This window comes from Synechococcus sp. MU1611, assembly GCF_020514255.1.
Classification (GTDB): Bacteria; Cyanobacteriota; Cyanobacteriia; order PCC-6307; family Cyanobiaceae; genus Parasynechococcus.
Genome location: NZ_VTLC01000001.1, coordinates 437,703 through 459,940, shown reverse-complemented (window position 1 = coordinate 459,940; position 22,238 = coordinate 437,703). Strand labels below are relative to the sequence as shown.

The 22,238-nt window shown below is 57.4% G+C and carries 42 protein-coding genes; 23 read left to right on the top strand and 19 right to left on the bottom strand.

The annotated features are described in order from the left end of the window. Window positions 1-144: 144 nt before the first annotated feature. Together FZZ92_RS02820 and FZZ92_RS02815 are read left to right on the top strand one after the other, a co-directional pair. On the top strand, window positions 145-459 hold the full coding sequence (locus FZZ92_RS02820; RefSeq protein WP_136987693.1) for a hypothetical protein: 315 nt from the start codon (window positions 145-147) through the stop codon (window positions 457-459). An 81-nt stretch (window positions 460-540) separates the two neighbouring features. Beyond that, entirely contained in the window at window positions 541-732 is a 192-nt protein-coding gene (locus tag FZZ92_RS02815; RefSeq protein WP_226422527.1) for a hypothetical protein, read from the top strand. A 1-nt stretch (window position 733) separates the two neighbouring features. Here the strand turns inward: FZZ92_RS02815 and FZZ92_RS02810 are convergent, their stop codons facing one another. After that, the gene (locus tag FZZ92_RS02810; protein WP_226398526.1) at window positions 734-883 is read right to left on the bottom strand and encodes a hypothetical protein; all 150 of its coding nucleotides are present in this window, start codon (window positions 881-883) and stop codon (window positions 734-736) included. A 163-nt stretch (window positions 884-1,046) separates the two neighbouring features. Continuing rightward, window positions 1,047-1,310, bottom strand: a complete 264-nt coding sequence (locus tag FZZ92_RS02805; RefSeq protein ID WP_226422526.1) for a hypothetical protein — start codon at window positions 1,308-1,310, stop codon at window positions 1,047-1,049. A gap of 208 nt (window positions 1,311-1,518) precedes the next feature. Here FZZ92_RS02805 and FZZ92_RS13105 point away from each other — a divergent pair, with 208 nt between their 5' ends. Next, a complete protein-coding gene (locus FZZ92_RS13105; RefSeq protein ID WP_255613912.1) occupies window positions 1,519-1,641 on the top strand; it encodes a hypothetical protein in 123 nt (40 codons plus the stop codon). Between the two features lie 6 nt (window positions 1,642-1,647). Here FZZ92_RS13105 and FZZ92_RS02800 read toward each other — a convergent pair whose 3' ends face one another. The 6 genes from FZZ92_RS02800 to FZZ92_RS02775 all read right to left on the bottom strand — a co-directional run bounded on the left by FZZ92_RS02800 (window position 1,648) and on the right by FZZ92_RS02775 (window position 4,309). Beyond that, window positions 1,648-1,863, bottom strand: a complete 216-nt coding sequence (locus FZZ92_RS02800; RefSeq protein WP_350223173.1) for a hypothetical protein — start codon at window positions 1,861-1,863, stop codon at window positions 1,648-1,650. Between the two features lie 170 nt (window positions 1,864-2,033). Then, window positions 2,034-2,741: a triacylglycerol lipase gene (locus FZZ92_RS02795; protein WP_226398527.1), complete on the bottom strand. Its 708-nt coding sequence runs from the start codon at window positions 2,739-2,741 to the stop codon at window positions 2,034-2,036. 16 nt (window positions 2,742-2,757) lie between these two features. Further along, entirely contained in the window at window positions 2,758-2,940 is a 183-nt protein-coding gene (locus tag FZZ92_RS02790) for a hypothetical protein (protein WP_226422525.1), read from the bottom strand. A 77-nt stretch (window positions 2,941-3,017) separates the two neighbouring features. Beyond that, complete coding sequence (locus tag FZZ92_RS02785) at window positions 3,018-3,674, bottom strand: methyltransferase domain-containing protein (protein WP_226422524.1); 657 nt, start codon at window positions 3,672-3,674, stop codon at window positions 3,018-3,020. Window positions 3,675-3,677: 3 nt separating this feature from the next. Beyond that, on the bottom strand, window positions 3,678-3,899 hold the full coding sequence (locus tag FZZ92_RS02780) for a chlorophyll a/b-binding protein (protein WP_115021942.1): 222 nt from the start codon (window positions 3,897-3,899) through the stop codon (window positions 3,678-3,680). Next, window positions 3,896-4,309 (bottom strand): hypothetical protein, encoded by a 414-nt coding sequence (locus FZZ92_RS02775; protein ID WP_226422523.1) that lies wholly within the window; start codon window positions 4,307-4,309, stop codon window positions 3,896-3,898. Before FZZ92_RS02775 ends, FZZ92_RS02780 begins: the two co-directional genes overlap by 4 nt. Before the next feature lie 146 nt (window positions 4,310-4,455). Between FZZ92_RS02775 and FZZ92_RS02770 the strand changes: the two genes are divergently transcribed. Next, window positions 4,456-4,641 (top strand): hypothetical protein, encoded by a 186-nt coding sequence (locus FZZ92_RS02770; RefSeq protein WP_114989374.1) that lies wholly within the window; start codon window positions 4,456-4,458, stop codon window positions 4,639-4,641. On the opposite strand, the gene FZZ92_RS02765 is transcribed toward FZZ92_RS02770, so the two are convergent. Then, window positions 4,625-4,816, bottom strand: coding sequence for a hypothetical protein (locus FZZ92_RS02765; RefSeq protein WP_226422522.1), 192 nt, complete (start codon window positions 4,814-4,816; stop codon window positions 4,625-4,627). The genes FZZ92_RS02770 and FZZ92_RS02765 overlap by 17 nt on opposite strands. A 50-nt stretch (window positions 4,817-4,866) precedes the next feature. Between FZZ92_RS02765 and FZZ92_RS02760 the strand changes: the two genes are divergently transcribed. Genes FZZ92_RS02760 through FZZ92_RS02740 form a run of 5 tightly spaced genes read left to right on the top strand, consistent with a single transcriptional unit; the run spans window position 4,867 to window position 6,983 of the window. Beyond that, a complete protein-coding gene (locus FZZ92_RS02760; protein ID WP_226422521.1) occupies window positions 4,867-5,352 on the top strand; it encodes a hypothetical protein in 486 nt (161 codons plus the stop codon). Beyond that, a complete protein-coding gene (locus FZZ92_RS02755) occupies window positions 5,349-5,780 on the top strand; it encodes an NUDIX hydrolase (RefSeq protein ID WP_226422520.1) in 432 nt (143 codons plus the stop codon). Before FZZ92_RS02760 ends, FZZ92_RS02755 begins: the two co-directional genes overlap by 4 nt. Further along, on the top strand, window positions 5,770-6,558 hold the full coding sequence (locus FZZ92_RS02750) for an ABC transporter ATP-binding protein (RefSeq protein ID WP_226422519.1): 789 nt from the start codon (window positions 5,770-5,772) through the stop codon (window positions 6,556-6,558). The genes FZZ92_RS02755 and FZZ92_RS02750 overlap by 11 nt, the downstream gene beginning before the upstream one ends. Window positions 6,559-6,613: 55 nt before the next feature. Next, entirely contained in the window at window positions 6,614-6,814 is a 201-nt protein-coding gene (locus FZZ92_RS02745) for a hypothetical protein (RefSeq protein WP_115021918.1), read from the top strand. After that, window positions 6,795-6,983 (top strand): hypothetical protein, encoded by a 189-nt coding sequence (locus FZZ92_RS02740; protein ID WP_226422689.1) that lies wholly within the window; start codon window positions 6,795-6,797, stop codon window positions 6,981-6,983. Before FZZ92_RS02745 ends, FZZ92_RS02740 begins: the two co-directional genes overlap by 20 nt. An 8-nt stretch (window positions 6,984-6,991) precedes the next feature. On the opposite strand, the gene FZZ92_RS02735 is transcribed toward FZZ92_RS02740, so the two are convergent. Beyond that, the gene (locus tag FZZ92_RS02735) at window positions 6,992-7,816 is read right to left on the bottom strand and encodes a metal ABC transporter permease (protein WP_115021916.1); all 825 of its coding nucleotides are present in this window, start codon (window positions 7,814-7,816) and stop codon (window positions 6,992-6,994) included. Window positions 7,817-7,848: 32 nt separating this feature from the next. Between FZZ92_RS02735 and FZZ92_RS02730 the strand changes: the two genes are divergently transcribed. After that, on the top strand, window positions 7,849-9,186 hold the full coding sequence (locus FZZ92_RS02730) for a 1-acyl-sn-glycerol-3-phosphate acyltransferase (RefSeq protein ID WP_226422518.1): 1,338 nt from the start codon (window positions 7,849-7,851) through the stop codon (window positions 9,184-9,186). A gap of 45 nt (window positions 9,187-9,231) precedes the next feature. Here FZZ92_RS02730 and FZZ92_RS02725 read toward each other — a convergent pair whose 3' ends face one another. Both FZZ92_RS02725 and FZZ92_RS02720 read right to left on the bottom strand, forming a co-directional pair. Continuing rightward, window positions 9,232-9,987 (bottom strand): metal ABC transporter ATP-binding protein, encoded by a 756-nt coding sequence (locus FZZ92_RS02725; protein WP_115021912.1) that lies wholly within the window; start codon window positions 9,985-9,987, stop codon window positions 9,232-9,234. After that, entirely contained in the window at window positions 9,987-10,877 is an 891-nt protein-coding gene (locus FZZ92_RS02720) for a metal ABC transporter substrate-binding protein (protein WP_226422679.1), read from the bottom strand. Before FZZ92_RS02720 ends, FZZ92_RS02725 begins: the two co-directional genes overlap by 1 nt. 199 nt (window positions 10,878-11,076) lie before the next feature. On the opposite strand from FZZ92_RS02720, the gene nth reads away from it, so the two are divergent. Further along, window positions 11,077-11,730, top strand: coding sequence for an endonuclease III (gene nth / locus FZZ92_RS02715; RefSeq protein WP_226422517.1), 654 nt, complete (start codon window positions 11,077-11,079; stop codon window positions 11,728-11,730). On the opposite strand, the gene FZZ92_RS02710 is transcribed toward nth, so the two are convergent. Beyond that, on the bottom strand, window positions 11,731-12,015 hold the full coding sequence (locus tag FZZ92_RS02710; RefSeq protein ID WP_226422516.1) for a 2Fe-2S iron-sulfur cluster-binding protein: 285 nt from the start codon (window positions 12,013-12,015) through the stop codon (window positions 11,731-11,733). A gap of 178 nt (window positions 12,016-12,193) precedes the next feature. Between FZZ92_RS02710 and FZZ92_RS02705 the strand changes: the two genes are divergently transcribed. The 7 genes from FZZ92_RS02705 (at window position 12,194) to FZZ92_RS02675 (ending at window position 14,836) form a co-directional block, all read left to right on the top strand. Next, window positions 12,194-12,427, top strand: a complete 234-nt coding sequence (locus tag FZZ92_RS02705) for a DUF3104 domain-containing protein (RefSeq protein ID WP_226422515.1) — start codon at window positions 12,194-12,196, stop codon at window positions 12,425-12,427. Window positions 12,428-12,504: 77 nt separating this feature from the next. Then, the gene (locus FZZ92_RS02700) at window positions 12,505-12,765 is read left to right on the top strand and encodes a hypothetical protein (protein WP_166016998.1); all 261 of its coding nucleotides are present in this window, start codon (window positions 12,505-12,507) and stop codon (window positions 12,763-12,765) included. Between the two features lie 222 nt (window positions 12,766-12,987). Continuing rightward, a complete protein-coding gene (locus FZZ92_RS02695) occupies window positions 12,988-13,188 on the top strand; it encodes a hypothetical protein (RefSeq protein ID WP_115021901.1) in 201 nt (66 codons plus the stop codon). 251 nt (window positions 13,189-13,439) lie between these two features. Continuing rightward, window positions 13,440-13,688, top strand: a complete 249-nt coding sequence (locus tag FZZ92_RS02690; RefSeq protein WP_115021900.1) for a DUF1651 domain-containing protein — start codon at window positions 13,440-13,442, stop codon at window positions 13,686-13,688. 327 nt (window positions 13,689-14,015) lie between these two features. Beyond that, entirely contained in the window at window positions 14,016-14,285 is a 270-nt protein-coding gene (locus tag FZZ92_RS02685) for a hypothetical protein (protein WP_226398540.1), read from the top strand. 54 nt (window positions 14,286-14,339) lie between these two features. After that, complete coding sequence (locus FZZ92_RS02680; protein WP_226422514.1) at window positions 14,340-14,486, top strand: hypothetical protein; 147 nt, start codon at window positions 14,340-14,342, stop codon at window positions 14,484-14,486. A 182-nt stretch (window positions 14,487-14,668) separates the two neighbouring features. Beyond that, a complete protein-coding gene (locus FZZ92_RS02675; protein ID WP_115022107.1) occupies window positions 14,669-14,836 on the top strand; it encodes a DUF4278 domain-containing protein in 168 nt (55 codons plus the stop codon). A 1,018-nt stretch (window positions 14,837-15,854) separates the two neighbouring features. Here FZZ92_RS02675 and FZZ92_RS02670 read toward each other — a convergent pair. Continuing rightward, a complete protein-coding gene (locus FZZ92_RS02670; protein WP_226422513.1) occupies window positions 15,855-16,445 on the bottom strand; it encodes a uridine kinase in 591 nt (196 codons plus the stop codon). 169 nt (window positions 16,446-16,614) lie between these two features. Here FZZ92_RS02670 and FZZ92_RS02665 point away from each other — a divergent pair, with 169 nt between their 5' ends. Both FZZ92_RS02665 and FZZ92_RS02660 read left to right on the top strand, forming a co-directional pair. Next, window positions 16,615-16,857, top strand: a complete 243-nt coding sequence (locus FZZ92_RS02665; protein WP_170951180.1) for a hypothetical protein — start codon at window positions 16,615-16,617, stop codon at window positions 16,855-16,857. A 63-nt stretch (window positions 16,858-16,920) separates the two neighbouring features. Further along, the gene (locus tag FZZ92_RS02660; RefSeq protein ID WP_226422512.1) at window positions 16,921-18,306 is read left to right on the top strand and encodes a serine hydrolase; all 1,386 of its coding nucleotides are present in this window, start codon (window positions 16,921-16,923) and stop codon (window positions 18,304-18,306) included. A gap of 16 nt (window positions 18,307-18,322) precedes the next feature. Here FZZ92_RS02660 and FZZ92_RS02655 read toward each other — a convergent pair whose 3' ends face one another. After that, complete coding sequence (locus FZZ92_RS02655; RefSeq protein WP_136987689.1) at window positions 18,323-18,538, bottom strand: hypothetical protein; 216 nt, start codon at window positions 18,536-18,538, stop codon at window positions 18,323-18,325. After that, window positions 18,535-18,726 (bottom strand): hypothetical protein, encoded by a 192-nt coding sequence (locus FZZ92_RS02650; RefSeq protein WP_226398543.1) that lies wholly within the window; start codon window positions 18,724-18,726, stop codon window positions 18,535-18,537. The genes FZZ92_RS02655 and FZZ92_RS02650 overlap by 4 nt, the downstream gene beginning before the upstream one ends. A 98-nt stretch (window positions 18,727-18,824) precedes the next feature. Between FZZ92_RS02650 and FZZ92_RS02645 the strand changes: the two genes are divergently transcribed. After that, entirely contained in the window at window positions 18,825-19,112 is a 288-nt protein-coding gene (locus tag FZZ92_RS02645; protein WP_226422511.1) for a hypothetical protein, read from the top strand. Window positions 19,113-19,600: 488 nt separating this feature from the next. On the opposite strand, the gene FZZ92_RS02640 is transcribed toward FZZ92_RS02645, so the two are convergent. Then, window positions 19,601-19,969, bottom strand: coding sequence for a hypothetical protein (locus FZZ92_RS02640; RefSeq protein ID WP_226398545.1), 369 nt, complete (start codon window positions 19,967-19,969; stop codon window positions 19,601-19,603). Between FZZ92_RS02640 and FZZ92_RS02635 the strand changes: the two genes are divergently transcribed. Both FZZ92_RS02635 and FZZ92_RS02630 read left to right on the top strand, forming a co-directional pair. Next, complete coding sequence (locus FZZ92_RS02635; RefSeq protein WP_226422510.1) at window positions 19,969-20,355, top strand: DUF393 domain-containing protein; 387 nt, start codon at window positions 19,969-19,971, stop codon at window positions 20,353-20,355. The genes FZZ92_RS02640 and FZZ92_RS02635 overlap by 1 nt on opposite strands. A gap of 4 nt (window positions 20,356-20,359) precedes the next feature. Next, entirely contained in the window at window positions 20,360-20,725 is a 366-nt protein-coding gene (locus FZZ92_RS02630) for a hypothetical protein (protein ID WP_226422509.1), read from the top strand. Here FZZ92_RS02630 and FZZ92_RS02625 read toward each other — a convergent pair. Then, a complete protein-coding gene (locus tag FZZ92_RS02625) occupies window positions 20,710-21,003 on the bottom strand; it encodes a hypothetical protein (protein ID WP_115021885.1) in 294 nt (97 codons plus the stop codon). The genes FZZ92_RS02630 and FZZ92_RS02625 overlap by 16 nt on opposite strands. A 313-nt stretch (window positions 21,004-21,316) precedes the next feature. After that, window positions 21,317-22,177: an SDR family oxidoreductase gene (locus FZZ92_RS02620; protein WP_226398548.1), complete on the bottom strand. Its 861-nt coding sequence runs from the start codon at window positions 22,175-22,177 to the stop codon at window positions 21,317-21,319. Window positions 22,178-22,238: the final 61 nt, after the last annotated feature.

Below are 22,238 nucleotides of genomic sequence, written 5' to 3'. Positions count from 1 at the left end.
GCTTTGCGCTTTGTGCTGGAGCAACGCACGGACACGGAATAAGCATCGGGAAGCCCCGAGGAGCATTCAGTCATATTTGAACGGGATGCTGAAACGGTTTTCCAATTCAGGCTGGATAGGGTCGGCTTAGTCAATGGATTGACCGTGTCGCTCGAACGACGTCTCAGCACCGCAGCGCTCCTCGTTGTCGTCATGGGAATCAGCATGAGCCCCGCAGCGCAGGCCCATGACAATCACCATCACCACTCCCATAAAAAGCAGAAGGCTTACAACAAGGGGTACAGGAAGGGCTACACCAAGGCGGTTAAACAGACCTATCGCCCCTACTACCGCACTTACGCCCCGGTCTATGAACCCTTACGCCGAAGAGTCGTCGTTGCTCCAGCGCCCTGGCTTGCTCCTGTTCGTCCATACAACTACGGCACTCGCGTCAACGTCGGGCTTGGGTTCAATCTGTAGACAGGTTCCAATCCCCCCATGTCTGAGCGAGTCAGCAACAAAGCCAGCGAGGCTTGGCGCGACCATGTGCTGAAACAGGTCGTGGATTATCTGGAGACCAATCGCGATTCAATCATCGATCGATTCGAAGCCGACAATGCTCATCACCTGAAGCGTGAGGACATCGAAAACTCCGATCTGCTCAATTTCGATGTTGCGGTCACACTGCATCGCGATAAATCATCATCATTTGGGCTTGGATTCGGGTTTTTCAAGGCCAACATCATTCGATGAATCAGCTTGCAGGCTTCCAGAGAGCTTCAGGGTCCTGGCGCTGCAGTGCTTCCTCAGCAAGCTTGAGATAGTAGAAGTAGCTCTGCCTGTCTTCAGATTCAGCGGCTTTGTTCATCAGGTGCAAGTAGCTGAGTCGCTGGTCGCTGTTCATACGTGGTTAACAAGAGAGGGAACATTCTCTGCAAGACGCATTGATTTCGGTATCAGAGAGAACAACTGAAACAATTCCGAGCATCCAGGAGGGACTTTTTTATTTTTTCTTTTGAAGATTGTCCAGAGATCCTGCAGCAAGGATGGATTCAACAGGGCTGGAATCAACAGGGCTGGAATTCCTTCGTGACCGGCGGACCACCACCAGGAGGGACGACACAGTCGGATCCTTTGGGGCGGCTGTTTTCCGCAGGGAACGGCGCACCCTTCACCGCGGGCCTGATCTGTTGATCAGGCGACGCCCGATTCAGATCAATCTTGCCCGGCCTAATCATTTGCGACGTGACGCGATAAGCCAGGCCACCCAACAAACCAAAACCCATCGAAGCCAGGAAAACAACCAGAAGTTGACGCTGACGATTGTTCATCCCACTTCTCCATCGCGTTGAACGTTGGTTGGCCTCGAGCTCTGGCCTGAATCTCACTGAATGACAGAGATTTGACAGATCAAAACAGACGGCCGGATGATCCGCTTGCTGCAGCTTGAACGATCGAAACACAGTCTCTGCTGACTCTGCTCACCCCCTTCCTCGTCTTCGGTGCGTTATTTGTCGTGCTCCTGCTGGTCTGGGACAGATGACAGCCCCCGTTGCGGGACTGTTCTGGACGCCGTACGCCGATTGGATTTACACCGTTGTAAGCCTGAGTGGTCTCATGCTGATCACCTGGTTGGTTCTCGGCCGAAGCAGTAGCAACTGACCGGCCTCACGCAGCAAGCAGCTCCATCTCTGGCTGAAGCAACACATCGCGGGCTGTGTTGAAACGCGTCATCAGCGCGGGATCCCCCCCTTTGTCTGGGTGATGTTGAACGGCCAGCAGTTTGTGGGCCCGCTTCACCTGTGAAAGGGTCAAGCGACCGGTCAACGGCAAGGCAAGGCACTGTCGGGCCTGAATGGCTTCCAGACCGGGATCGCGCCCCATTGGGCATTGGTCACGTCGATGGTTCGACGTTCCTGGCTTGCGCTTCTTGCTTGATTTCCGCTTGGACGTGCTGGCCTGTCCCCCAAAGCCTTTCAATTCCTGCACAACTTGATCCCCGAAGCACGCCACAATGCCCGATCGCGTGACGCCGCGAAAAGGCCGCGGGGAGCTCAATCACCCAGCTGCGACCACCAATGGTCGATTCGATCCGGCGAGCCATACCAACTTTGACCAAACAAGCCTCCATGGGCCGTATCGGAAAGCTCGATCCAACGGGCATCCCGCAGCAGAGCCGATTGAACCGGAACCAGGCCATCGCCCTCCAAATCCGGGTCGCCCATGATCTGGCGATAGCTACGGGCAGAGGTGCGGGTTGAAAAGGTTGATGCATTTGATCCCAGAGGATCAAGCCGACCCGCAACAGCCACGTAATCCACCTGATCAGCTTCAGGGCAACCGGGGAACGCACGATCCACCTGCGCCCGTAGCGGTGTGGCACGCATAGCCTGATGGGGACTGCCCAGGGTGATCAGGCGGTTGCACCGGGTTGCGCCGTTGAAGCAGCGTCCCAGAAAGGTCTGATCGACCAAATACGGCCGCAACATCACCCCACCGGAACTGTGACCGATCAAGGTGACGCGCTCGGTCGGAGACTGGCTCTGAAGCTCGCGCACACAGGCATCGACACGGTCCAACAGGCGACACCAGCCGAAGCCCCAGCTCGTTGCCAGCCAATCCCACCTGGATGCAGGCACGATGCGCACTGGAACGCCGGTGGCTTGATGAATCCAATCGGCGAGGGGGCGATACGCCTCATCGGTAATCAGAAAGCCGCCGAAAATAACAACGGGCTGGGACAGGCGAGACGTGCCGGACAAGATCAGATCGTGCTGATCACTTGATCAACGCACATTGCGGGGCATTGATGAGGTCGTACCCACACCGGATGCGGCTTCCACCAGGTTCAAGAAACGTGCTCAGTTGTTGACCCTCTGCAGAAGCCTCAAGAACAATCTGCTGACCGATCAAAACGATCCTGAACCGCCAGGGGAGAAGACCCGGAAGGGTGAAGCTCATGGAGATTGTGGTTCTCGCCTCAAGCTGCCGCAATTCAGGCCAACGTCCATCACTCAATTCCGAGAAAAGTGAAGGGATTAGTGGAGAGGCTTCTGAGCCACGACAGCGAAAAAGGGATCACCCTTGCCACCGAACAAACCCATCATGCCTTCGGCTCGGGTGTCTTCGGCAATTATTTCCGGCTGGGGCCAGCCCTGTGCCATCAGCACATCAGCGATGTAACGCAGGTGATCGCCGTCATCACCATCGGTCCAAACCTGTGGAGCCTTAGTGAAGAACATCCGATTGGAAAACGCGACGATCACCTGACCACGGGGGCGGGTGATCCTCATCAGCTCAGCAGCGATCGGCTCCGGCTGCTGCAGGTACTGCCAACCGGCAACGATGAGGGTGGCATCGATCGAATCAGCCTCCACCGGAAGGGTCTGGTCCTGGTTCAGGTTCTGAACCCAGTGCTGATCCAAACGGGGATTGGCTTTCAGTTCATCTCCATTGAGGCCATGGCCGATGACCTTGTCGTAACTGACATCCTCCGGGAGATGGCTCACCCAACTGCTCATCAGATCCAACACCTGAGCGCAGGGGGGAATGCGCTCGCGATAGAGGGTCGTCAGTCGAGCCCGAAAACCGGCATCCAGATGATGAACAAAGCGGGGCTCGCTATAGAAGATCGCGTCATCCGAGGAATCCAACTTGAACCGTTGGGAGTCCTCAAGAACAGAAACAACCGCCATCGATCAACCCAACTGCAGGTACCAATGCAAAGCAGCACCGAGCTGACCTGAGATTCCCAATCCGGTCAGCTTTTCAAGCACCACCGCAGCGACGAAACCAAGCATGGCCACACGGCCGTTAAGGCGTTCCACATCGGTCAGAGCGGAACGGTTCCAGGGACGTGCTGTAGTCAGCGACTCGCCGAAGCGCTCATATTTTTCATAATGAAAAGCAGGCCGACTCATCGCAACGCACAAATCCAGCGGACCTTAACCACAGTTCCGTCGCGACCGGGGTAGACAGTCCACGCACCGTCGGAATCGCGTTGCTCAAGCTGACCGCTGGCGCAGTTGGCACGCATCGGCAGAACTCGGTGGGTCCACCGGTCTTGTCCTCCACGCTGGATCAACAATCCCGCCTCCACCTCGACAGCACCGTCCACGGCTTGGGGAGAGCGAATGTATTCAGCCGCTTTGAGAGATGGGGTCTCCAGCGCTTCCATGAAGATCCAACCGTTACCTGGCAGCAAGCGGCTCCGACGCGACTGCCAGACCGCCGGTTCCTCCACAGGTTGCCAATCGGCCAGCGCCGGAACGGTCCCCAAGGACAGCAGAAACGCCAGAGCGATTCTGAACGCCAGAGAGGAAGAGACCATGGGCAAAACCATGCGGACAGAGGGATCGGAACGACTGGCGAATGCTTCAAACAGCTTTACGAAGCGTTGAAACGCAAACATGAATGAATGGTTATGGAATTCCACATGGCAGGAGTGCCAGCTTGAAACCGTTGCTCGATTCATCCATGGCCAGCATTGCTCAGGGACGGGCTGCTTACACAGTGCGCCACAAGACTTCCAACGGAGAAAAGCTGGAATCGTGCTTTTACGCCACCGACGCCTTTGAGGCGCGCCTGCTGGCCATGGAGTTCAACGCTTACATCCGTCAACATCCGAACTGCATTGATTCGATTCTCAGGACGGAGGCTTGAGGGGGGCACGGCGCCGCTCCACCTGAACGAAGACCAGCCAGGCCAGGCTGGCTAGACCACCTCCAATCCAATCGCTGCGGAGCAGTTCGACAAGGGCGATAGTGCTGGAGCCGATGCGTAGACCCCGCAGAAGCAGGTCCGTTATGGGAGGTGTCCGGCGCTTGTCGCGCTCCATGGGTCGGCTCCGAAAAAATGGGGAGATTGCAGAGCCCCATGATCTCAGCCATGCCTGGTAAGCCTGCCGCAGCCCTCCTAGCCCGGGAGCGCGAGATTCGCCGTGGGGGCAGCGACATTCAGATCGAAGATTTACCAGGCTGCTGGATGCTGCAACAGACCTGGAGTCGCAGCGGCGATGCGCCGGCTCCTGGCACCGCAACACTGCTGCGTTGGCTGCAGGCCAGCCTGATTCTCAAACGCTGCGATCAAGACCTAACGATCATCAATCAGGTCTGTTTGGCCGGTTTTAAGTTGCAGTTCAGTGGCAGTGCCCATCTGAAAGGTTCAAGGCCACTGCTGGTGTTTAGCTTCGCGTCATTGGAGCTGTCCTGGTCTGGTCAGGTGCTGCATCGGCGAAGCCTGCCGCCACCGCCACCGCAACGTCTGCCCTTCTTTGCGCTGATCGAGCTGAACGAACAGCAGGGAACGCTGACGGCGCGTGGCCGGGGTGGGGGACTGGCTCAGTGGTCGCGCCTCAAACAGGACTCCCCATGAAGCCCGCCGTCGCCCTGGCCATGCTCCAGCGGGAGGGTCGATGGCTGCTCCAGCTGCGTGACGATATCGACTCGATCATCTATCCAGGTCACTGGGGGCTATTTGGCGGCCACCTCGAGCCGGGCGAAACAGCCATCGACGCCGTGCATCGGGAACTTCAAGAGGAGATCCACTGGTCCCCCAGCGTGGCGCTCGAGCCCTGGTTCAGCGATGACAGCGGCAACCGGGTGGCCCATGTGTTCCGCGGCTCCCTCAGCGTGCCGTTGAACAAGCTGCAGTTGAAGGAGGGTCAGGAGATGAAGCTGGTCTCCCTAAGCGAACTGCTGAGTGAATCCATTTGGAGTGAGCGGCAGCAGGAGCTGCGGCCCGTCGCGCCACGCCTATCGATCGTGATTGAACGGCTGCTTCAGGAGGGCCATGACCACTGAAACCTGGCTGGATCTCCGCAACATCGAGGCCTGGCTGGGCGGTCGCCCGGTCTTGCACAACCTCAATCTGCAACTGACGCTGCGGCAATCGACAACGGTGCTGGGCCCCAATGGTGCGGGCAAGAGCAGTCTGGTGAAACTGATTGACCGCAGCCTCTACCCGATCGTTCGACCAGACTCCCATCTGCGTCTGTTCGGCAGTGAAACGGTGAACCTCTGGTCGCTGCGCAGCCGCCTGGGTGTGGTGTCGAGCGAGCTGGAACAGCGGCTTCATCCAAAGACAGCTGTTGATGAGGTTGTGGTGAGCAGTTTCTTCGGTTCAACGCGGCTCGGTCGTGATCAGCAGCCAAACCCTGAGCAATGGGAGCAAGCGCGTGCTCTGCTCGATCAATTGCAGCTCAACGGCATCCGTGAACGCTGTTACGGAGAACTGTCGGACGGACAGCGGCGCCGCCTTCTGATCGCTCGAGCCCTGGTCCACCAACCGGAGGTGCTTGTGCTGGATGAGCCCAGCCGCGCCCTTGATCTAAGGGCCTGTCATCAACTGCTGGCGATTTTCCAAGGCTTGATCAAAGCGGGAACCACCGTGGTTCAAGTCACCCACCGGGTGGACACCATCGTTCCGGAGATGCAACGCGTGCTGTTTCTGACCCAGGGAACCATCGTGGGCGATGGCAGTCCCCGTGAAATGCTGCGGCCGACCGCGTTGAGTGAGCTGTTCAAGACCCCACTGAACGTGGCCGAAGCCAATGGGTTTCGCCAGGTCCTTCCCGGGTAGCCCCAAAAGCAGCCCCCTGCTCTGCTAGGGATGAGTGCCAGTACCTGCACCCGCCATGGCAACGGCAGAACAGAAAAAGACCATCACCAAAAAACGCCTCCAGGAGCTGCGCAACCAGTGCCGTGACCACTACAACGTGGTGGCCGATGGTGTCCTTCCCGACGGTGCCGATGTGCGCGTCACCATGGGCAGGCTGCAGGAGCTAATCGAACTGCTGGATGGCAAAGCCAAATGGGATGACGCCGAAGCCTCCTGAATCGTCCCGCACGATGCAGGACGATCAGGATTACCGCGAGCCGTGGGACCAGGCTGGTTCAACGGAAGCGACCTCCAGGCAGGGGCCTGCCATGGAGGAGTTTCACTTCCGTGAAGCCGGCGTCCAGCGTTTCAACGACATCTACGACTGGGACGACGACGACCACTGATCAACAGATCAGAGACGCCGGAGCACCCCCTGCCCAGGGGCCAGGAGGAAGGCAAGAATGAACTGTGCGGTCTGCACCAGCACGATGCAACCGGCGGTGGAACTGTCGGTCCAGTAGCTGATGAACACCCCCAGAACGCTGGAGAGAATGCTGCTGCTCACAGCCAGAAGCGTCATCCGGTCAAAGCGATCGGTGAGCAGGTAAGCCGTGGCACCGGGGGTCACCAGCATGGCCACCACCAAGATGATGCCTACGGTCTGTAAGCCGGCGACAGCGGCCAGGGAAAGAAGCCCCAACAGCATGTAGTGCAGGAGTCCGGTATTGATCCCAATGGATCGCGCATGGGTGGGGTCAAAGCAGAAGAGCATGAGATCCCGCCGGAACAGCAGCAATAACCCCAGAACTAGAGCGGAAATCACAAGGGTCTGGCGCACATCCCCGGCCGAGATGCCCAAGACATTGCCAAAAAGGATGTGGGTGAGATCGATGTTGCTGCGGGTCTTCGAAATGAGCACCAGACCCAGGGCGAAGAAACCGGTGAAAACAAGGCCGATGACGGTGTCTTCCTTCACCCGCGACTTTTGCTTAACAAAGCCAATGGCAGCAACAGAACCGACACCGAAGACGAACGCCCCCAGGGAAAAGGGCAGGCCAAGGGCGTAGGCAACCACAACGCCGGGAAGGACGGCATGGGAGACGGCATCGCCCATCAGCGCCCATCCCTTCAGAGTCATGAAGCAGGACAACAGCCCACAAACGCCCCCAACCAGGGCACTGATCATTAGCGCCTTGACCATGAAGGCGTGACTGAGGGGTTCCAGCAAGAGCTCCATCGGATCAGTATGGGCGCGCTGCAGCCGGTTCGATGCCCCGCGCCTCCACCCAGAACGCCCGTCCTGCTTTGCGCCGGCTGCCCACCCGCGCCAGCCGGATCGTTCAGGACGTGGTCAGCTGGGTGCTGCCCTTGCTCTTCCGCAGTCAAGGGCTGGAAATCAGCAGTAGCGATGCGTCAGAGGGTCTGGCAAGAGCCTTTGCAGCACAGCAGTCGGGAGCCTGCAATCTGCTGATTGCGTTCCGCCACCCCAGTACACGCGATCCGCTGGTGCTGGCGGATCTGTTCTGGAACCGTGCACCCAGAGCGGCACGGCAGCACCATCTGCAACTGGCACGCCCCATCCAGCTGCGGTTTCTCTACGACCGCGGCATTCCGATCTGGGCTGGCCCGGTGATCGGTTGGCTGCTGCAACGTAGTGGCGGCATCGCGATCCATCGCGGCCGGTTGGACCGCCCGGCCCTCGCCCAGGCGCGTGCGGCTCTCGTTCAGGGGCGCTACCCCCTGGTGGTGGCACCGGAAGGAGCGACGAACAATCTCTCCGGTGAGATGGCTCCCTTGGAACCGGGGGTCGCCCAACTGGCCTTCTGGGCTGCTGAGGATCTGGAGAAAGCAGGCGACTCAAGGCAACTGGAGGTGTTGCCTGTGGGGATTCAGTACAGCTGGAGGAAGCACAACTGGGGGGCCCTCGATGCTCGGTTGAATGCCCTGGAACGCCACCTGGGCATTCCCACCGCCGCCACCTACCAAGGGAATCCCGAGACAAACCGACGAGAACGGCTGATTCAGATCGGTATGAATCTGCTCAAAGCCCTTGAGCAGCTTGAGCGGCTGAAGCCAGATCCAGAAAAGTCTTTCAGCGAACGGATTGGGGGCTATCGCCTGCATGGCCTGGCCAAAGCCGAAGCCCATTTCGGCTTGCGTGCCGTTGGCAATCTGCAGGAGCGTTGCCGACGGATCGAACAAGCCGCATGGGATCGGATCTACAGGGACGGTGTTGATCAGCTCCCTCCCCTGGAGCGAAGTCTGGCGGACTGGGAGGCTCGGGAAGCCGATCTCCAACTCACACGCATGCGACTGGTGGAGCATTTCACCAGCGTGAGTGGTCACTACATCAGCGATCGCTCCGACTTTGACCGCTTTGCTGAAATGTTGCTTCTGGTGGAAGAGGCGATTGGCTGGATCGAAGACAAGCCTTGGAAAGGGCAGCCGAGCCTCGGACCACAGCGCGTGGAACTTCGTCTTGGGCGAGCCTTACCGGTCAGACCAAGACTGAACGGGTACCTCAGGAACCGACGCGAGTCCATGCAGCTGTTCATGCAGGACCTGGAGCAGGCTCTCATCGAGGTCATGCCCGACACTGCTCGCTGAAAGTGCTCGCCGTGCTCACCAGCGATTAAAACGCGAGGTCGTCAATCAGAAAGCCTCTTCGGGGGAGCTGTTTCCGGTGAGCAGATCCGGCGGCACTCCCCCGAAGGTCAAGGCGAGGTTCTCAGGAGTGAACACTTCCGAGGTTTCCCCATAGGCGAGGACGGTCTTATTGATCAAAACGACCAGGTCGCAAAAATCACGGACGTGGCCCAGGTCATGGGTGGAGATCAAAATCGTGCGGCCTTCATCCCGGAACTGAAGAAACAGCTGAGCCATCAGCTGCTCAGTTCGAACATCAACCCCATTGAACGGCTCGTCCAGCAGCAGCACATCAGCGCGCTGGGCGATCGCACGCGCCAGAAACGTGCGCTTGCGCTGTCCACCCGAAAGGGTGCCGAGAGGACGCTCCGCCAGATCGAGCAGATCGACCCGAGTCAGGGCATCCCGTACGGCCACGCGATCCGAGCTGCGGGGAATCCGCAGCAGATTCATCGAGCCGTAACGGCCCATCATCACCACGTCCCAAACCGACACGGGGAACTGGGCATCCACACCCTCACTCTGGGGGACGTAAGCCACCGATTGATGGCGCTGAGCGTCAGCGACACTGCTGCCGTTGATCCGAATCCGGCCACGCGAGGGACGCACAAACCCAGTCAGAGCCTTGAAGAACGTCGACTTCCCCGCACCATTCATCCCCACCAGACCACAGATGCAACCCGCGGGGAGATGCAGGCTGGCGTCGTACAGGGCAACAGTGCCGTTGTAGTCAACACACAGCTGGTCGGCCTCGATACGCATCAGCGGTTGCTCTCGGACAGGTCCAGGCCCTTGCGAATCAGACCCACATTGTGCCGTTGCAGGTCCAACAAAGTGGGCGCGGGCCCGTCCGGGGATGAGAGTGAATCCACATAGAAGGTGCCGCCGAATCGGGCACCTGCAGCAGCAGCCACTTCCCGTTGGGCTTTATCGCTCACGGTGCTTTCACAAAAGATGGTCGGAACCTGTCGCTCTCGCACGGTGTTGATCAACCGTGCCATGCGTTTTGGGGTGATCTGGCTTTCAGCATTCACCGGCCAGAGATACGCCTCCTCAAGCCCATAGTCCGCTGCCAGATACGTGAAGGCCCCTTCGCAACTCACCAGCAAACGTTGTTGTGAAGGAAGCGCAGCAATCACCGTCCGCAATTCGTCATCAAGAGCCTGAAGCTTGGCTTTGTAAGCGGTTGCATTGGCGGCGTAGACCTCGGCACCCGCTGGATCGAGTTGTGTAAAAGCCCGCTGCAGATGATCCACATAAAGCATGGCGCGCTGGGGTGACATCCAGGCATGGGGATTGGGTTTCCCCGCATAGGCATCTTCTGCAATGAGCAGAGGATTCATGCCGTCCGAGAGTGTGATCGTGGGCACATCCCCAGCTGCGGCGGTGAAGCGCCGGGCCCACAACTCCAGGCCCAGTCCGTTCTCCACAATCAGATCTGCGTTGCTGGCTCGCTCCATATCACTGGGGGTGGGTTGGTAGCCGTGAATTTCAGCGCCAGGCTTGACGATTGAGGCCACCTGCAACCGATCACCAGCCACATTCCTGGCCAGATCGGCCAGCACCGTGAAGGTGGTGAGCACCTGCGGCCGCGAATCGGTTGCGCGCTCCTGTTCTTGGTTGCGGCAGGACGCAAGCAGAACGCTCACCATCACCAGCAGCAACACCACCGAACGCTTCAAGTCGAACAGCTTCAACGAAGACTGACCTGGCTTGCTCAAGAATCGCATTGGCCGGTCCTAAAGCAGCTGGTGCAGTGGCCGTAAAACGCTGCAACGAAGCGATGCAATCGCCAAAGGGAACGCTGCAGGCAGAAAAACGCGCCAGGATCACAGAAACCACGGTGAAACCTTGCGCAGGCCCGAGCGAGTGGAGGTGATCTTGCGACGCCTCAACGAGCAGTACCCGGAAACACCGATTCCCCTGGATCACAGCGATCCATTCACGCTGCTGATTGCTGTGCTGCTGAGTGCACAGTGCACCGACAAGAAAGTGAATGAGGTCACACCGGCGCTTTTTGCCGCGGGCCCCACCCCAGCAGCCATGGCGGCACTTGAAGAGGCACAGATCCTCGGTTTCATCCGTCAGCTCGGGCTGGCCAAGACCAAGGCCAAAAATGTGCGTCGTCTCGCGCAGATTCTGGTCACGGCCTATGACGGCGATGTCCCCCGGAGTTTTGAGGAGCTTGAGGCATTACCTGGTGTGGGACATAAGACAGCCAGTGTGGTGATGGCCCAAGCCTTTGGCGTACCCGCATTCCCCGTCGACACCCACATACACCGGCTGGCCCAGCGATGGGGCTTAAGCGACGGAAGCAATGTGACTCGCACAGAACAGGATCTCAAGCGCCTCTTTCCGAAAGAGCACTGGAACCGCTTACACCTTCAGATCATCTTCTGGGGGCGCGAGTTCTGTACAGCACGGGGCTGCGACGGAACTGTCTGCTCGATGTGCTGTGAGCTCTATCCGAAGCGACGCCGTCCAGTGATCACCCGCAAACCTTGATCAAGACAGATGCTCTTCGGCGTTGGCCTTGATCACACAATCAGCGGTGGGATAGCTCACGCAAAGCAAGGCAAACCCTTGGCCGATCTGGTCATCATCCAGAAAACTCTGATCGGTCTGATCAACCGAGCCACTCACCAGGCGTCCGGCGCAGGTGGAACAGGCTCCGGCACGGCAGGAATAGGGCAGATCGACACCGGCTTCTTCAGCCGCATCGAGGATATAGACGTCATCAGGGCACGAAAAGCTTGTTCCACCCTCGATGCTGATGTTGTAAGTGGCCATGACTCTGAAGGTCCTAAAGGCTTGATAGCTGGATCAGACGATCCGTGCCAAAAAGACAGCGCCCCAGTTCAATTCGAGACGCTCCACGACGTGTTGCCTCAACCCAGACATCAGCACTATCGTGCTAGTACAAACAAACCAGTAAAGAACAGTGCCTGCTGAGGGCTCAATCTCTTCCATGCGCCACAGCTCCGCAGCCCAGGAGCCAATCTTTCTATCCGTCAGAGCAGGAATGACCGTGATCTGCGGCAGCACCGACTCCGACGACTGGTGGATGGCCGACGTGATTCACGTCGACGGCGGCGCCAGGGATCCAAGGATTCCGACCTTGTTCCAGGTGGCTGACGTGGATTCAGGGGCGATCCGCTGGGTCTGCGCCGACTTAGTCACCCACATCGTTCCGGACAGCTGAGCAAGGCCGAGAGCCTCAACGGGATCGAGTCCGTCGCGCGAATTCGCCTAGGGTCTCAACCCCGTCTCAGATGCCTCATGCTGAAAGCCTTGTTCTCACTGGTTTTTGCAGCCGTGATGTGGGTCCAGGTGCCGCAATGGCAACCAGATTGGTCCCAATGCTCTGTCGACACCCCGGACGTGAATTGCCACTGGTACATCACGGCGCCAGACAACACCTTCGGAGAAGGGTTTAGCTGGGAGAACGCACCTTGGTTCAGCGCCGAAGGCTTGCGGGATGTCGGGGAGCTGGACGGCACGATGATGGCCATCCACCAGCAGGAATCTTCGAAAAGCTAGGCAGCAGAGGCCTAAAGCCAGGGAGCAAAAACACTCATTCACAATCCGTTACAAAACTCCTAAAGTCGTTACATAAGCCGTCTGAGCTCCTGTGACTGATTACACGTCCGCCATTGCCGCAGTTGTTGTCGTAACAGCCGTCCTCTCGGCAGCTGTCATTTACGTCCTGGCCCAGCCAACAGACCTACCAGTCATCAAAAAGTCCCAGTCCCGGATCTGACGATGTCCATCGATGCCCGGTGCAAGGAACAGCAACAAACGGCCGATCGGATGTTTATGGACTTCAAATACACCGCACCTGGCTCGAAAGAGCAGGTGCGTGCTCTAACCACCCTGAGCTTCCTGGTCGGGATGTGGGCTGATTTTCTTTCGGCTGAAGAAAAAAGAATGGCCAGCGCACTGGCCCTGGAAGCAAGTCCATGAATTACGGACGAACCGCTTGAACTGAAGGCTGAGAAAAGAAAGGGAGCTTCGGGCACTGGAACCCGCGATCGTTCAACTTCCCTCAGTGCACCGCGATCACCAACAGCGCTTCACCAAAGTGGTTGTTCTATGCATCACCGAAGGGGTGAACTCAGGGGGCTCCCCCCCTTTTTTGAACTTTCCTTGAGACATTCGAGCACTTGACAACCACTTCCCAGCACGATTAGTACTGACGTACTAGCAAAACGGTGATGGGGGAAGGCTGGTTGATCGACAGCGACGGCTATTGGATCTGGCGCTTCCACCGTGATCAGAAGGCATGGATCAACGAGCCAAAGGTGTTCATCGACAGAGGTCGACGGATGCCGGAGGGTCCACCGCTGCTGAAGGAGCGCCGCCACCTTCGGAAGGCAGAGGCAGAACAGCTCTGGGCGTCATTGCAGACCCAGGGATGGAAACGGCTCGCATCGCCGGCCTGGGGCGACGCGTTTGAGCTCTGATTCGATCTCATCAAATCAGAGCGACAACCACACTCCACATGCACCAAAGGGAAGTCCCAGGCCCTCTCCTCCAAAACGCAACAGCCTCGAAGTAGATATCACCTAGATCCACTTGGGGCCAACCTTGAGGGTGTCCATTAGCGATCCCACTACACGCTTCCAGTTGGCATCTTTGTTGTGTGAGGAAAAACGCCTCACGGGGTGGAAACAAGGTCACACTCCCGAGAAGCGTTTCGAAACCCCTGCCTTCGGCGGGGGTTTCTTTTTGGCACGCTGAGCAGTTACCTCAAGCGTTTCGCCACTTCTGATCCCTGACAAAATTTGCGCATGGATCCGACCTCGCCGGAAAAGGAAATCAACCGCATCGAGAGGGAACTTGATGCGACCAACCCTCCAGGAGGACATCCCCCTGCGAAACCAGGCAACAAATCACTGGATGCAGTTCTTGTCACCGCTCTGTTGCTGTTCGTCGTCTCAGCAGCATTGGTGTTTGCAGGCCGGCTCAGCACAGACGAAAGAATGCAACTAACGGCTGGTTCCGTTGGAGCAGCCGTTGGTCTGTTGACTGGATATGGCGTCGGGCGACTCAGGCCTTAAAGCGATAAGGGCAACAAGGTGGATAGGGTTCGCGTGCTCTAAGCCACACCCCAGATGAAGCGCTCCCCGAACCTTGCTTTTATCGGTGGCACCATCGTTATCGCCGTGATGGTCATGGCGGCTTTTGCCAACGTCGCCAATGCTGACGGTTGCTCAAGAGACAAGTCTGCAGAGCCCACGCGAGGGCAGATTCACGAATAAGGCCTCCTGAAACTGGGGCCCCTGCCTGTGGCGGGGGTTTCTTTTTGCCAGCAGGTCTTGACAGCCGTCAAGGAGACGCCAATAATTTCTGTAGCAACAGCTACAAACGTTCACCCCGCTCCTGTGGGGCGCAGACACTCCAAGCCACGGAACGGGGACTTGGATTTCTTCGAGGAACATCCATGACTGCACTTCTCTATCGAGGTCACACCTACGCAGGAGCGGCATCTGCTCCCAAGGCCTGCGTGGAACTCACCTACCGCCGCGAGCACTACAACACTTGCCGGCAGGAAATCGTTCACGACAACCACCCCACTCTCACCTACCGAGGCGTTTCTTACACCAAGTAGTTCGAAATCTCTGAGACCTTGCCCCTGCCTTTGGCAGGGGTTTCTTTTTGCAATTTTGAATGGCCGACGGTGATGCACCACCGGAGCGATTCGACCACAAAAATAGATTGATAGGCCGACCCGGGACTTCCCAGACACGACCATATTTCTTAAGAGAGAACGGACTTGACCCCAGACGAAGTCGAGGTCAAATCACAGAGCTCGTCGGACATCGCTCTGCCCGACTTTCAGGCCCGCTTCGCGACCTGACTCCGCGATGATGGGGCGAAAGTTCCGAGTCTGTAGTGCCCTGGCGAGCACTATTCAGACATGAACAAATTCCCTGCAACTTCTATAGTTTCTGGTACCAGAAGTGAAGTCACACGTTCGCAGAGCTGAAGAGACCGGAAGCAAAACCGACTTCTAACAAACACCACTGTGTGGAATCAAAGAAACGATCCCGAAGCCACTCCGCATATTTACGGTGTTTGAACATTGCATGGCTTGTATGTGCTGAACGAGTTTCTCAGCATGTATTGCATTGAACGCCAAGACAATGACTGTAAATGGAGGCGTGAAATTTGCTTTAAGACTGAGTTCAAGGCTTTTGTCAACGCTCGCACCAAGTCAATGGCGACATTGGGGACATATCGCGTGGTCCATGCGAGTTGGGCCAATCAGGTGGTCGCCGAAGTGAATGGAATGGATTTGGTCAAAAAGAAAGAAAACCCAGAGTGACCACTCTGCAAATCCCCCCCGTAAGCCAAAACCACTGAATGCTCCACGGCGATGGGGTTTGGTCATATTCGAGAGAATCTTTTGCTTCTGCTCAGAGATGCAGGGTGCCGGCCCATCAGGAACAGTGAAATTGCACTTCAGGCCCGAACCATCCCCCCTAAACACCGGGGCTGCACAGAGCATGAGCTGAACAGAGAGGGGGCCGCTGCCCTTCACCTGCATCAGGCAACTTCAAAAAAGAAGTTGATTGAAACTGACCCTGCAGATCAGGTGCTCTCTCAGGTTGATGGGTGAAGAACGATCATTCAATTCTCTCCAGAACATCCTCCAAACCCTTGTTCATACCTTGAATAATGACGTCGGCACGGCGTTTCAAGGGATAGATGAAGCGCCGCTCAGCCGGGAGCATCTCCCGCAGCATCTGGCGAATCACATAAATCACTGGCCGATGGCGATCACGTACATCACGCCAAAGCCGCCTGATCAGCCTCTGCACAACTGGGGTCTCGATGTACACAACAAGCGAAATCGGCACAGACTCCAGAAGCAGTTGCGGTCCGTAGGAGCCTTCAACAAGAATCAGGTCGTAGGGCTGGTTCAACGGCCTGGAGCCAACCTTGCGGGCGCGCATGTCATAACTGCGCAGGGAATCAAGCTGTCGATAGCGAACAGCGCTCACCTGCAGTCGAAGCTGATCAGCATCGATGGCATCAACCGTGTCGAACCCATAGCGAGAGACGGGGGACCACCCACTGCGGTAGTAGTCATCGCAGGCGATCAGAAGTGGATGTCGCCCCCTAGCTCGCAGCTGCTCCGCAAGATGTGCAGCAAAGGTTGTCTTACCAGCCGCGGATGGACCGCAAATGCAAAACAGGGGAACTGCTGCGGACAAACGAAGTCCAAATCCACCACCATCCTGGCAACGAATCCCGCGAAGCAACGTCAGAACGGTAGCCGTTGTTACAGAACAGGCCTATAGTGAATTCACGTTGAGCCTCTTCGGCAGGCCGCAGTCAGATTCACGCCAGGCAACGGGGGCGTGGACACCGGGCAAGAGAGAGATGAACACACTTCAACTGATCAAGGCACGGACTGTGCGCAATCAGGCCATCGAGACGGCCAGAACACAGATGGCTAGGGCCTTTCGCCATCAGGGCCATATCGACCGGGTGCACACGCCAGTGGGAGTCAAAGCCAAGGTGCTGCGCTATCGCGGCGTGACCTACCAACCGATCGATCCACAGCAACACCCAAGCGGTGGGCGCGAACTGCGCTACCGCGGCGTCAGCTACGACGTGTACTGATGCCAACTTTCCACCCATGATTGAAGCGGGGGAGATCCCCCGCTTTTTTCATGGCGGTTCTGGGTGACGAAAAACCATTGGCGCTATGTGCTGATCTCCGCTGCGGCAGTGGCCTTCAGCACAGCGGCTGGCCTGGAACCACCCCTGCGGCACCTGATCATCTTTGCGAGAGCCGGAACAAGCTTCAGCGCGAAACAGCTGTGTAGTGGCGTGTTGATGGCTGGGATGGATCCGGATCGGATGCTCAGCGAAGACCTGGCTGCCAGCAAGGGGCTGATTCAAACCAAGATCGACCAGGCCGGTGGACGCGTTGAAGCCAGTGCCCTGTTCGGATTGGTTCGCGCTGAAGCGGTTCAAAACGATGGACATGGCTGCAGCCAACGGATCAACGGCAGGCCCATCCCCCAGCCACCAAGCCAAGCAGCTCCTGTTTCAAAGGATCCCACCGCAACCGGTGAGCCGTGGCCCCTCGTTTCCACGGCCAGTCCCGAGCCACCGGCGATCGACAGCAAGGCGCTGAGCAAGGCTCTGAATCGCGCATTTCGCGAAGACGATCCACTCACTCCAAAACGAACGCGAGCTGTGGTGGTGGTGCAGAACGGATGGGTGATCGCTGAGCGCTACGCCAGCGGGATCCCTCCCGAGATGCCGCTGATCGGCTGGTCGATGAGTAAAAGCATCACCCATGCCCTGATCGGACTGGCCATCCGAGAGGGACATCTGGATCTCAAACGCCCACCGACCGTGCCCGAGTGGAGCGACCCGCAGGACCCTCGACAAGACATCACCCTGGATCAGCTGCTGAGAATGAACAGCGGGCTGGCCTTCGAGGAATCGACGGGAGCGCTGAACTCGGATCTGGTGCGGATGCTGACCCAGGAAGCAGACATGGCACAGTTCGCCGCCAGCAAGCGGCTAGCAAAGACACCCGGCAGAAAGTGGAGGTATTCATCCGGAACAACAAACATTCTCAGCCGGATCCTGAGACACGCCATCGACGACGATCAGCGTTATTGGAGCTTTCCCTCAAAACAGTTGTTCCGCCCCCTCGGCATGACGACGGCGGTTCTCGAAACCGACAACAGTGGAACCCTGGTTGGCTCGTCGCTGGTCTGGGCCAGCGCACGAGATTGGGCGCGGTTTGGACAGCTCTACTTGGATGACGGGAACTGGAACGGTGAGCAGCTCTTACCCCAGAACTGGGTCAGGCACGCCCGAACAGCAACACGAGGATCCAAGAAGGGGTACGGAGCGCACTGGTGGCTCAGTCGGCGCAAATCTCGACATGATCTTCCCAATGACAGCTTTTCAGCGGAGGGCTATCAGGGACAGCTGCTCTTGATAGCCCCATCTCAGCAAGCTGTCGTCGTGCGCCTAGGTCAAACCCCTAAAAAGCCAGGATTTGATGCCAATGACTTTGGAGCTGACGTTCTCTCAGCCCTTCGCTGAGTGGAAACGCCAATGCTCAGTCCTGATCGCCGCCCTTGGGTACGAAAGCTTGTGATGCTGCGACGAGGAGACCGGTGATCAGCAAGGCCGGAAGGATGACAGTGGGACCGCCTTGAGCCGTCTGAGAGGCGAACAACAGCATGGTCTGGCAACAAAAACCAAAGAGCACACTGGCAGAACAGGAGACAAAGAGCGACTCCTGCAAACGTTTGTCGCAGAGACCTTCGTTCAACACATCACAACGGGGAAGAGAAACAGCTCTCCCTGGACGGCATCGCAGCAGCGAACAGAAGTGGAGGACCTTGCACGAGGTTGCGACATCCCTGACGCCGCTGTCGGGAACGCCTTGCGCGGACGGATCAAGGAGTGACGCATCCACTCATCAGCGCGAAATGTGGCGTAGGGGGAACTCGCAGACATGAGCAACAGAGCAGTACATCTGTTTTAGTGCGCATGTACTATTGCGTCAACCCTGGGGCTCTCCGCAACAATCACGGCTCCATCCGTTCCTCAGGGACATGACGCAAGAGGATGCCTCCCTCGACAACCGTCTGAGCCGCATCGAAGCGCGGCTTTCCAAAATCGAGGCGGTGCTGTTCAGCACCAGGGCAGACAAAGAACGGGAGACAATCGCCACCTTTCTTGCAGACGCTGATTCCATTACCGATCAGCGACAGAAGCAGTGTTACGACGAATGGATCCACTACCTGAACAACAACCCAGAGGCTGTCGAGGCTCACCTCAGCGTCCATGAAACGGCAGCCCTGAAAGCCTCCATCAACGCCCATGCGCCGAGCGATTCGTAGGGTTATACACAGCTTTTCCACAAGGACTCTGCAAACAATCCCGACCAGACCAATGGTTTCGGGAATCGGCGTGGAAAACAGCTCGCAGTGCCTTGCGAGCACAGACAGAATCCTCTGATCAGGTCTTGAGAATGCTGTGCTGGCAGTCCATTTGCCAGGTTTGCATTGTCAGAAATCCTGGAACCCCATCGATGCGAAGCCAACCGCTCTGTGCTGTGAACCAAGAGCAGAATCCTCAGCAGATCCAACGAGACGGTGATCAGACGCAACAATCACCTATCAAATTGTGGAAAAACCAACACTTTTGTTGTGACGACTGCAGACGGCCAGGACACGTGCATTTCCGCGTCACCACGTCTCTCCAGACGAGCTGGATCTTGGTGTGCGAAACCTGCTGGCCGAAATTTCAAAAACAGGCTGGTTACCGCTATGGAGGAACACGCAAGTCGAACCGGCGCAAACGTCGAAGGGACTAACTGAGTTCACGCTCAGACCGGCTCGCACTGATGGTGAATCACCGTGCCGCGACGTTCAAAGAATTCCGGCTCAGAAGCGTCAACCACACGCCACCACCAACGGCCATCGGTGTAACTGGGGGCTCCAGCATTGTTGGTGCGCGGAAGCTGCAAAACAAGATCCCCCCAGCGCACCAGAACACCATCCCCAGGGAGGGTTCCCGCAGCGGAATTGGGAATGCCATCCGCCAAACCGGTGACATCAACGGCTCCCCGGGTGATCTCGACGCTGAGGCGATCCCCGTCACACATCCAATCGGCCCACGACGGCTGGGGGGAAACCAACAACCAACAGGCCAGAAGCATCGCCAGACCAAGGCCCTTCGCGACAGAATTCAGCAATGCTGTTAACCCTCATCTACGACGGCGGATGCCCATTCTGTCGGCAATTCGCCTTACGCAGTGAACTCAAGGCTGGCATTCCAAACCTGCGGATTGTTGACGGGCGCGCTGATCACAGCATCCGCCATGAGCTCAACGCCCTCGGGCTGCCTCTCAGGGACGGCGCCGTTCTGATCGAAGGTGAGCATCGTTGGCATGGAAGTGAAGCCATTGCGGAACTCAGCCGTCGCATGAAGCCCAGTGATCCTTTGCTGAGGTTGCTGTCAACGCTGTTCTGCGATGGGCAACGCTCAGCACTGGCCTACCCGGCCCTTTTGGCCGCCCGGCGCATCGCTCTGGCGACACGCGGGCTGAGCGCTGACCCGGATCAAGGGCTCCATAACTGAAGGAATGGGTCAAAAAACGGGTATCGCCATCGACACCGCTGACCTACCGTCAAAGGACCGGCTAAAGGTTTTCTTAAGCATCGACTCTGATCCCTTCGTTCCTGACGCGTTAAGCCATCAGCAACTCAGTGCCTTGCTGAGAGCGGCGATGGACACATCCGTCCTCCCTGAGGGAAAGCTCAGCGATGACGAACTGCTTCGGGCAGCCCTCACAGCCTGGGCTGATCAAACCCAAGAATTACTGCGTTGGATTGAAGGCCAGGGGGATGCCGTCAGCGATACGAGGACGCCAAAGCAAGTGATGGCTCTTGGTAGCTTCCGAACCCATTTGGTGATGGGTCTCAAAGCACTGCGCTACTCCGAAGGCTGAGACAGCTCTTTTAGACGCCGGGCATCACAACATTCCTCAAGAACAGAAAGAAACTGCTCAGGATCCGGTTGATCATCGATGTCGAACTGTGTGGCCGTGATCACTGTGAAGTTGATCCATGCCTCCACTTCCGGACCACCTGACGCCATCACAAGGTCATAACAGGCTTGGAAATCTGAATCGGGCGCAAGGTCGCGGGCCGCATTGATCACGTCATAGAGCTGATCCAAACCTTCCACTTGTGCCTCAGCAAAGACGGCACGGATGCGGCTCAACATCAGCAGACGTTCTCAAGTTCAACAACGGAAGACTCAGCAATGATGCAGGACTCTTGTTCTGCAAGATCAAGCAATTCTGCATTGAGCTCAAGCATCATGAGTGCGAGAGACGAAGCGAATTGGATACAAAATGAGTCTTCTTTCACAACACATCAACTTGAATGAGCAAGGTCTAAACAATGCAACGAGCCGACCGTGGATCTCGCAATCTCGCTTTACACAAACACGCACAGTCGGTCGTCAAAGATCAACACGTCTCAAAAGATCAATACAGTCGCGGCGCTCAAGCGGAATCGCTAATTCTCGATGAGTTTCAGGCCGCCACTGGCTCAAGCATGGACGAAATGCTGGGCTGGAAACCGATTTCACGCAGACGTGCGTTGCTGACACGGGCATTGAAGATGCGAGCGCCCGGGCGGTCGTGGTTGTCCCAGATCACGGGGGGGAGGCCTTGGTCGTCACACAGTGCATTGGAAAGCTGACGACGGGTGAACTGGAGATCATCCACAAGGTTGTAAATCCCTTGAAGCCGTTTCCCGAAAGCGAAGTCAACGCCCCGGATGATGTCCTGCAGATGGACCCAGGCATTGATGTGATTGCCGTTTTTACGAACCGACTGGCCCGCAGCACTGCGGATGTAGGACGGGATGTCCTTCCCAGGACCATAAATGCCACCGAGCCGGAGAACACAGGCCTGGGTTGAAGCATCGTTCAAGGCGAGAACAGCTGTCTCGGCACTGGCAAGAAGAGCGTTGGCACTGTTGGAACAATCCAAGGGCGTCAGCTCATTGCAAACGGCACCGGACTGATCCCCATAAACCCCTGCACTGCTCAGATACGAGACATGCAGCGGCCTGCGACCTTGGCGCTGACGCAGGGATTCAACGAGGGCTGGAACAGCCTGGCCATAGACCTTTTCGTATTGATCCTCCTCAAAAGTGGAGGTGGTTGGGGCCATAGCGATCAGAACACCATCAAGACGATCCAGAAAGCTGGCATCGGCCATGGAGTCGCAAGCGTTGTAGATGCGGGGATGGTCGACCACATCGCAAAGTTCAGCCAACCGTCCGGGGTTGGTGGTGGTTCCAACGACCTCATGACCCTGACGTCCTAGATGGACGGCGACAGCAGATCCGACGTATCCACAACCGATAATTCCGAAACTGCCGGGCATGCCTGGTCAAACACCTTTTACAGAATTTAACGAACGGAGATCAGCTTTGCCGTGACAATGG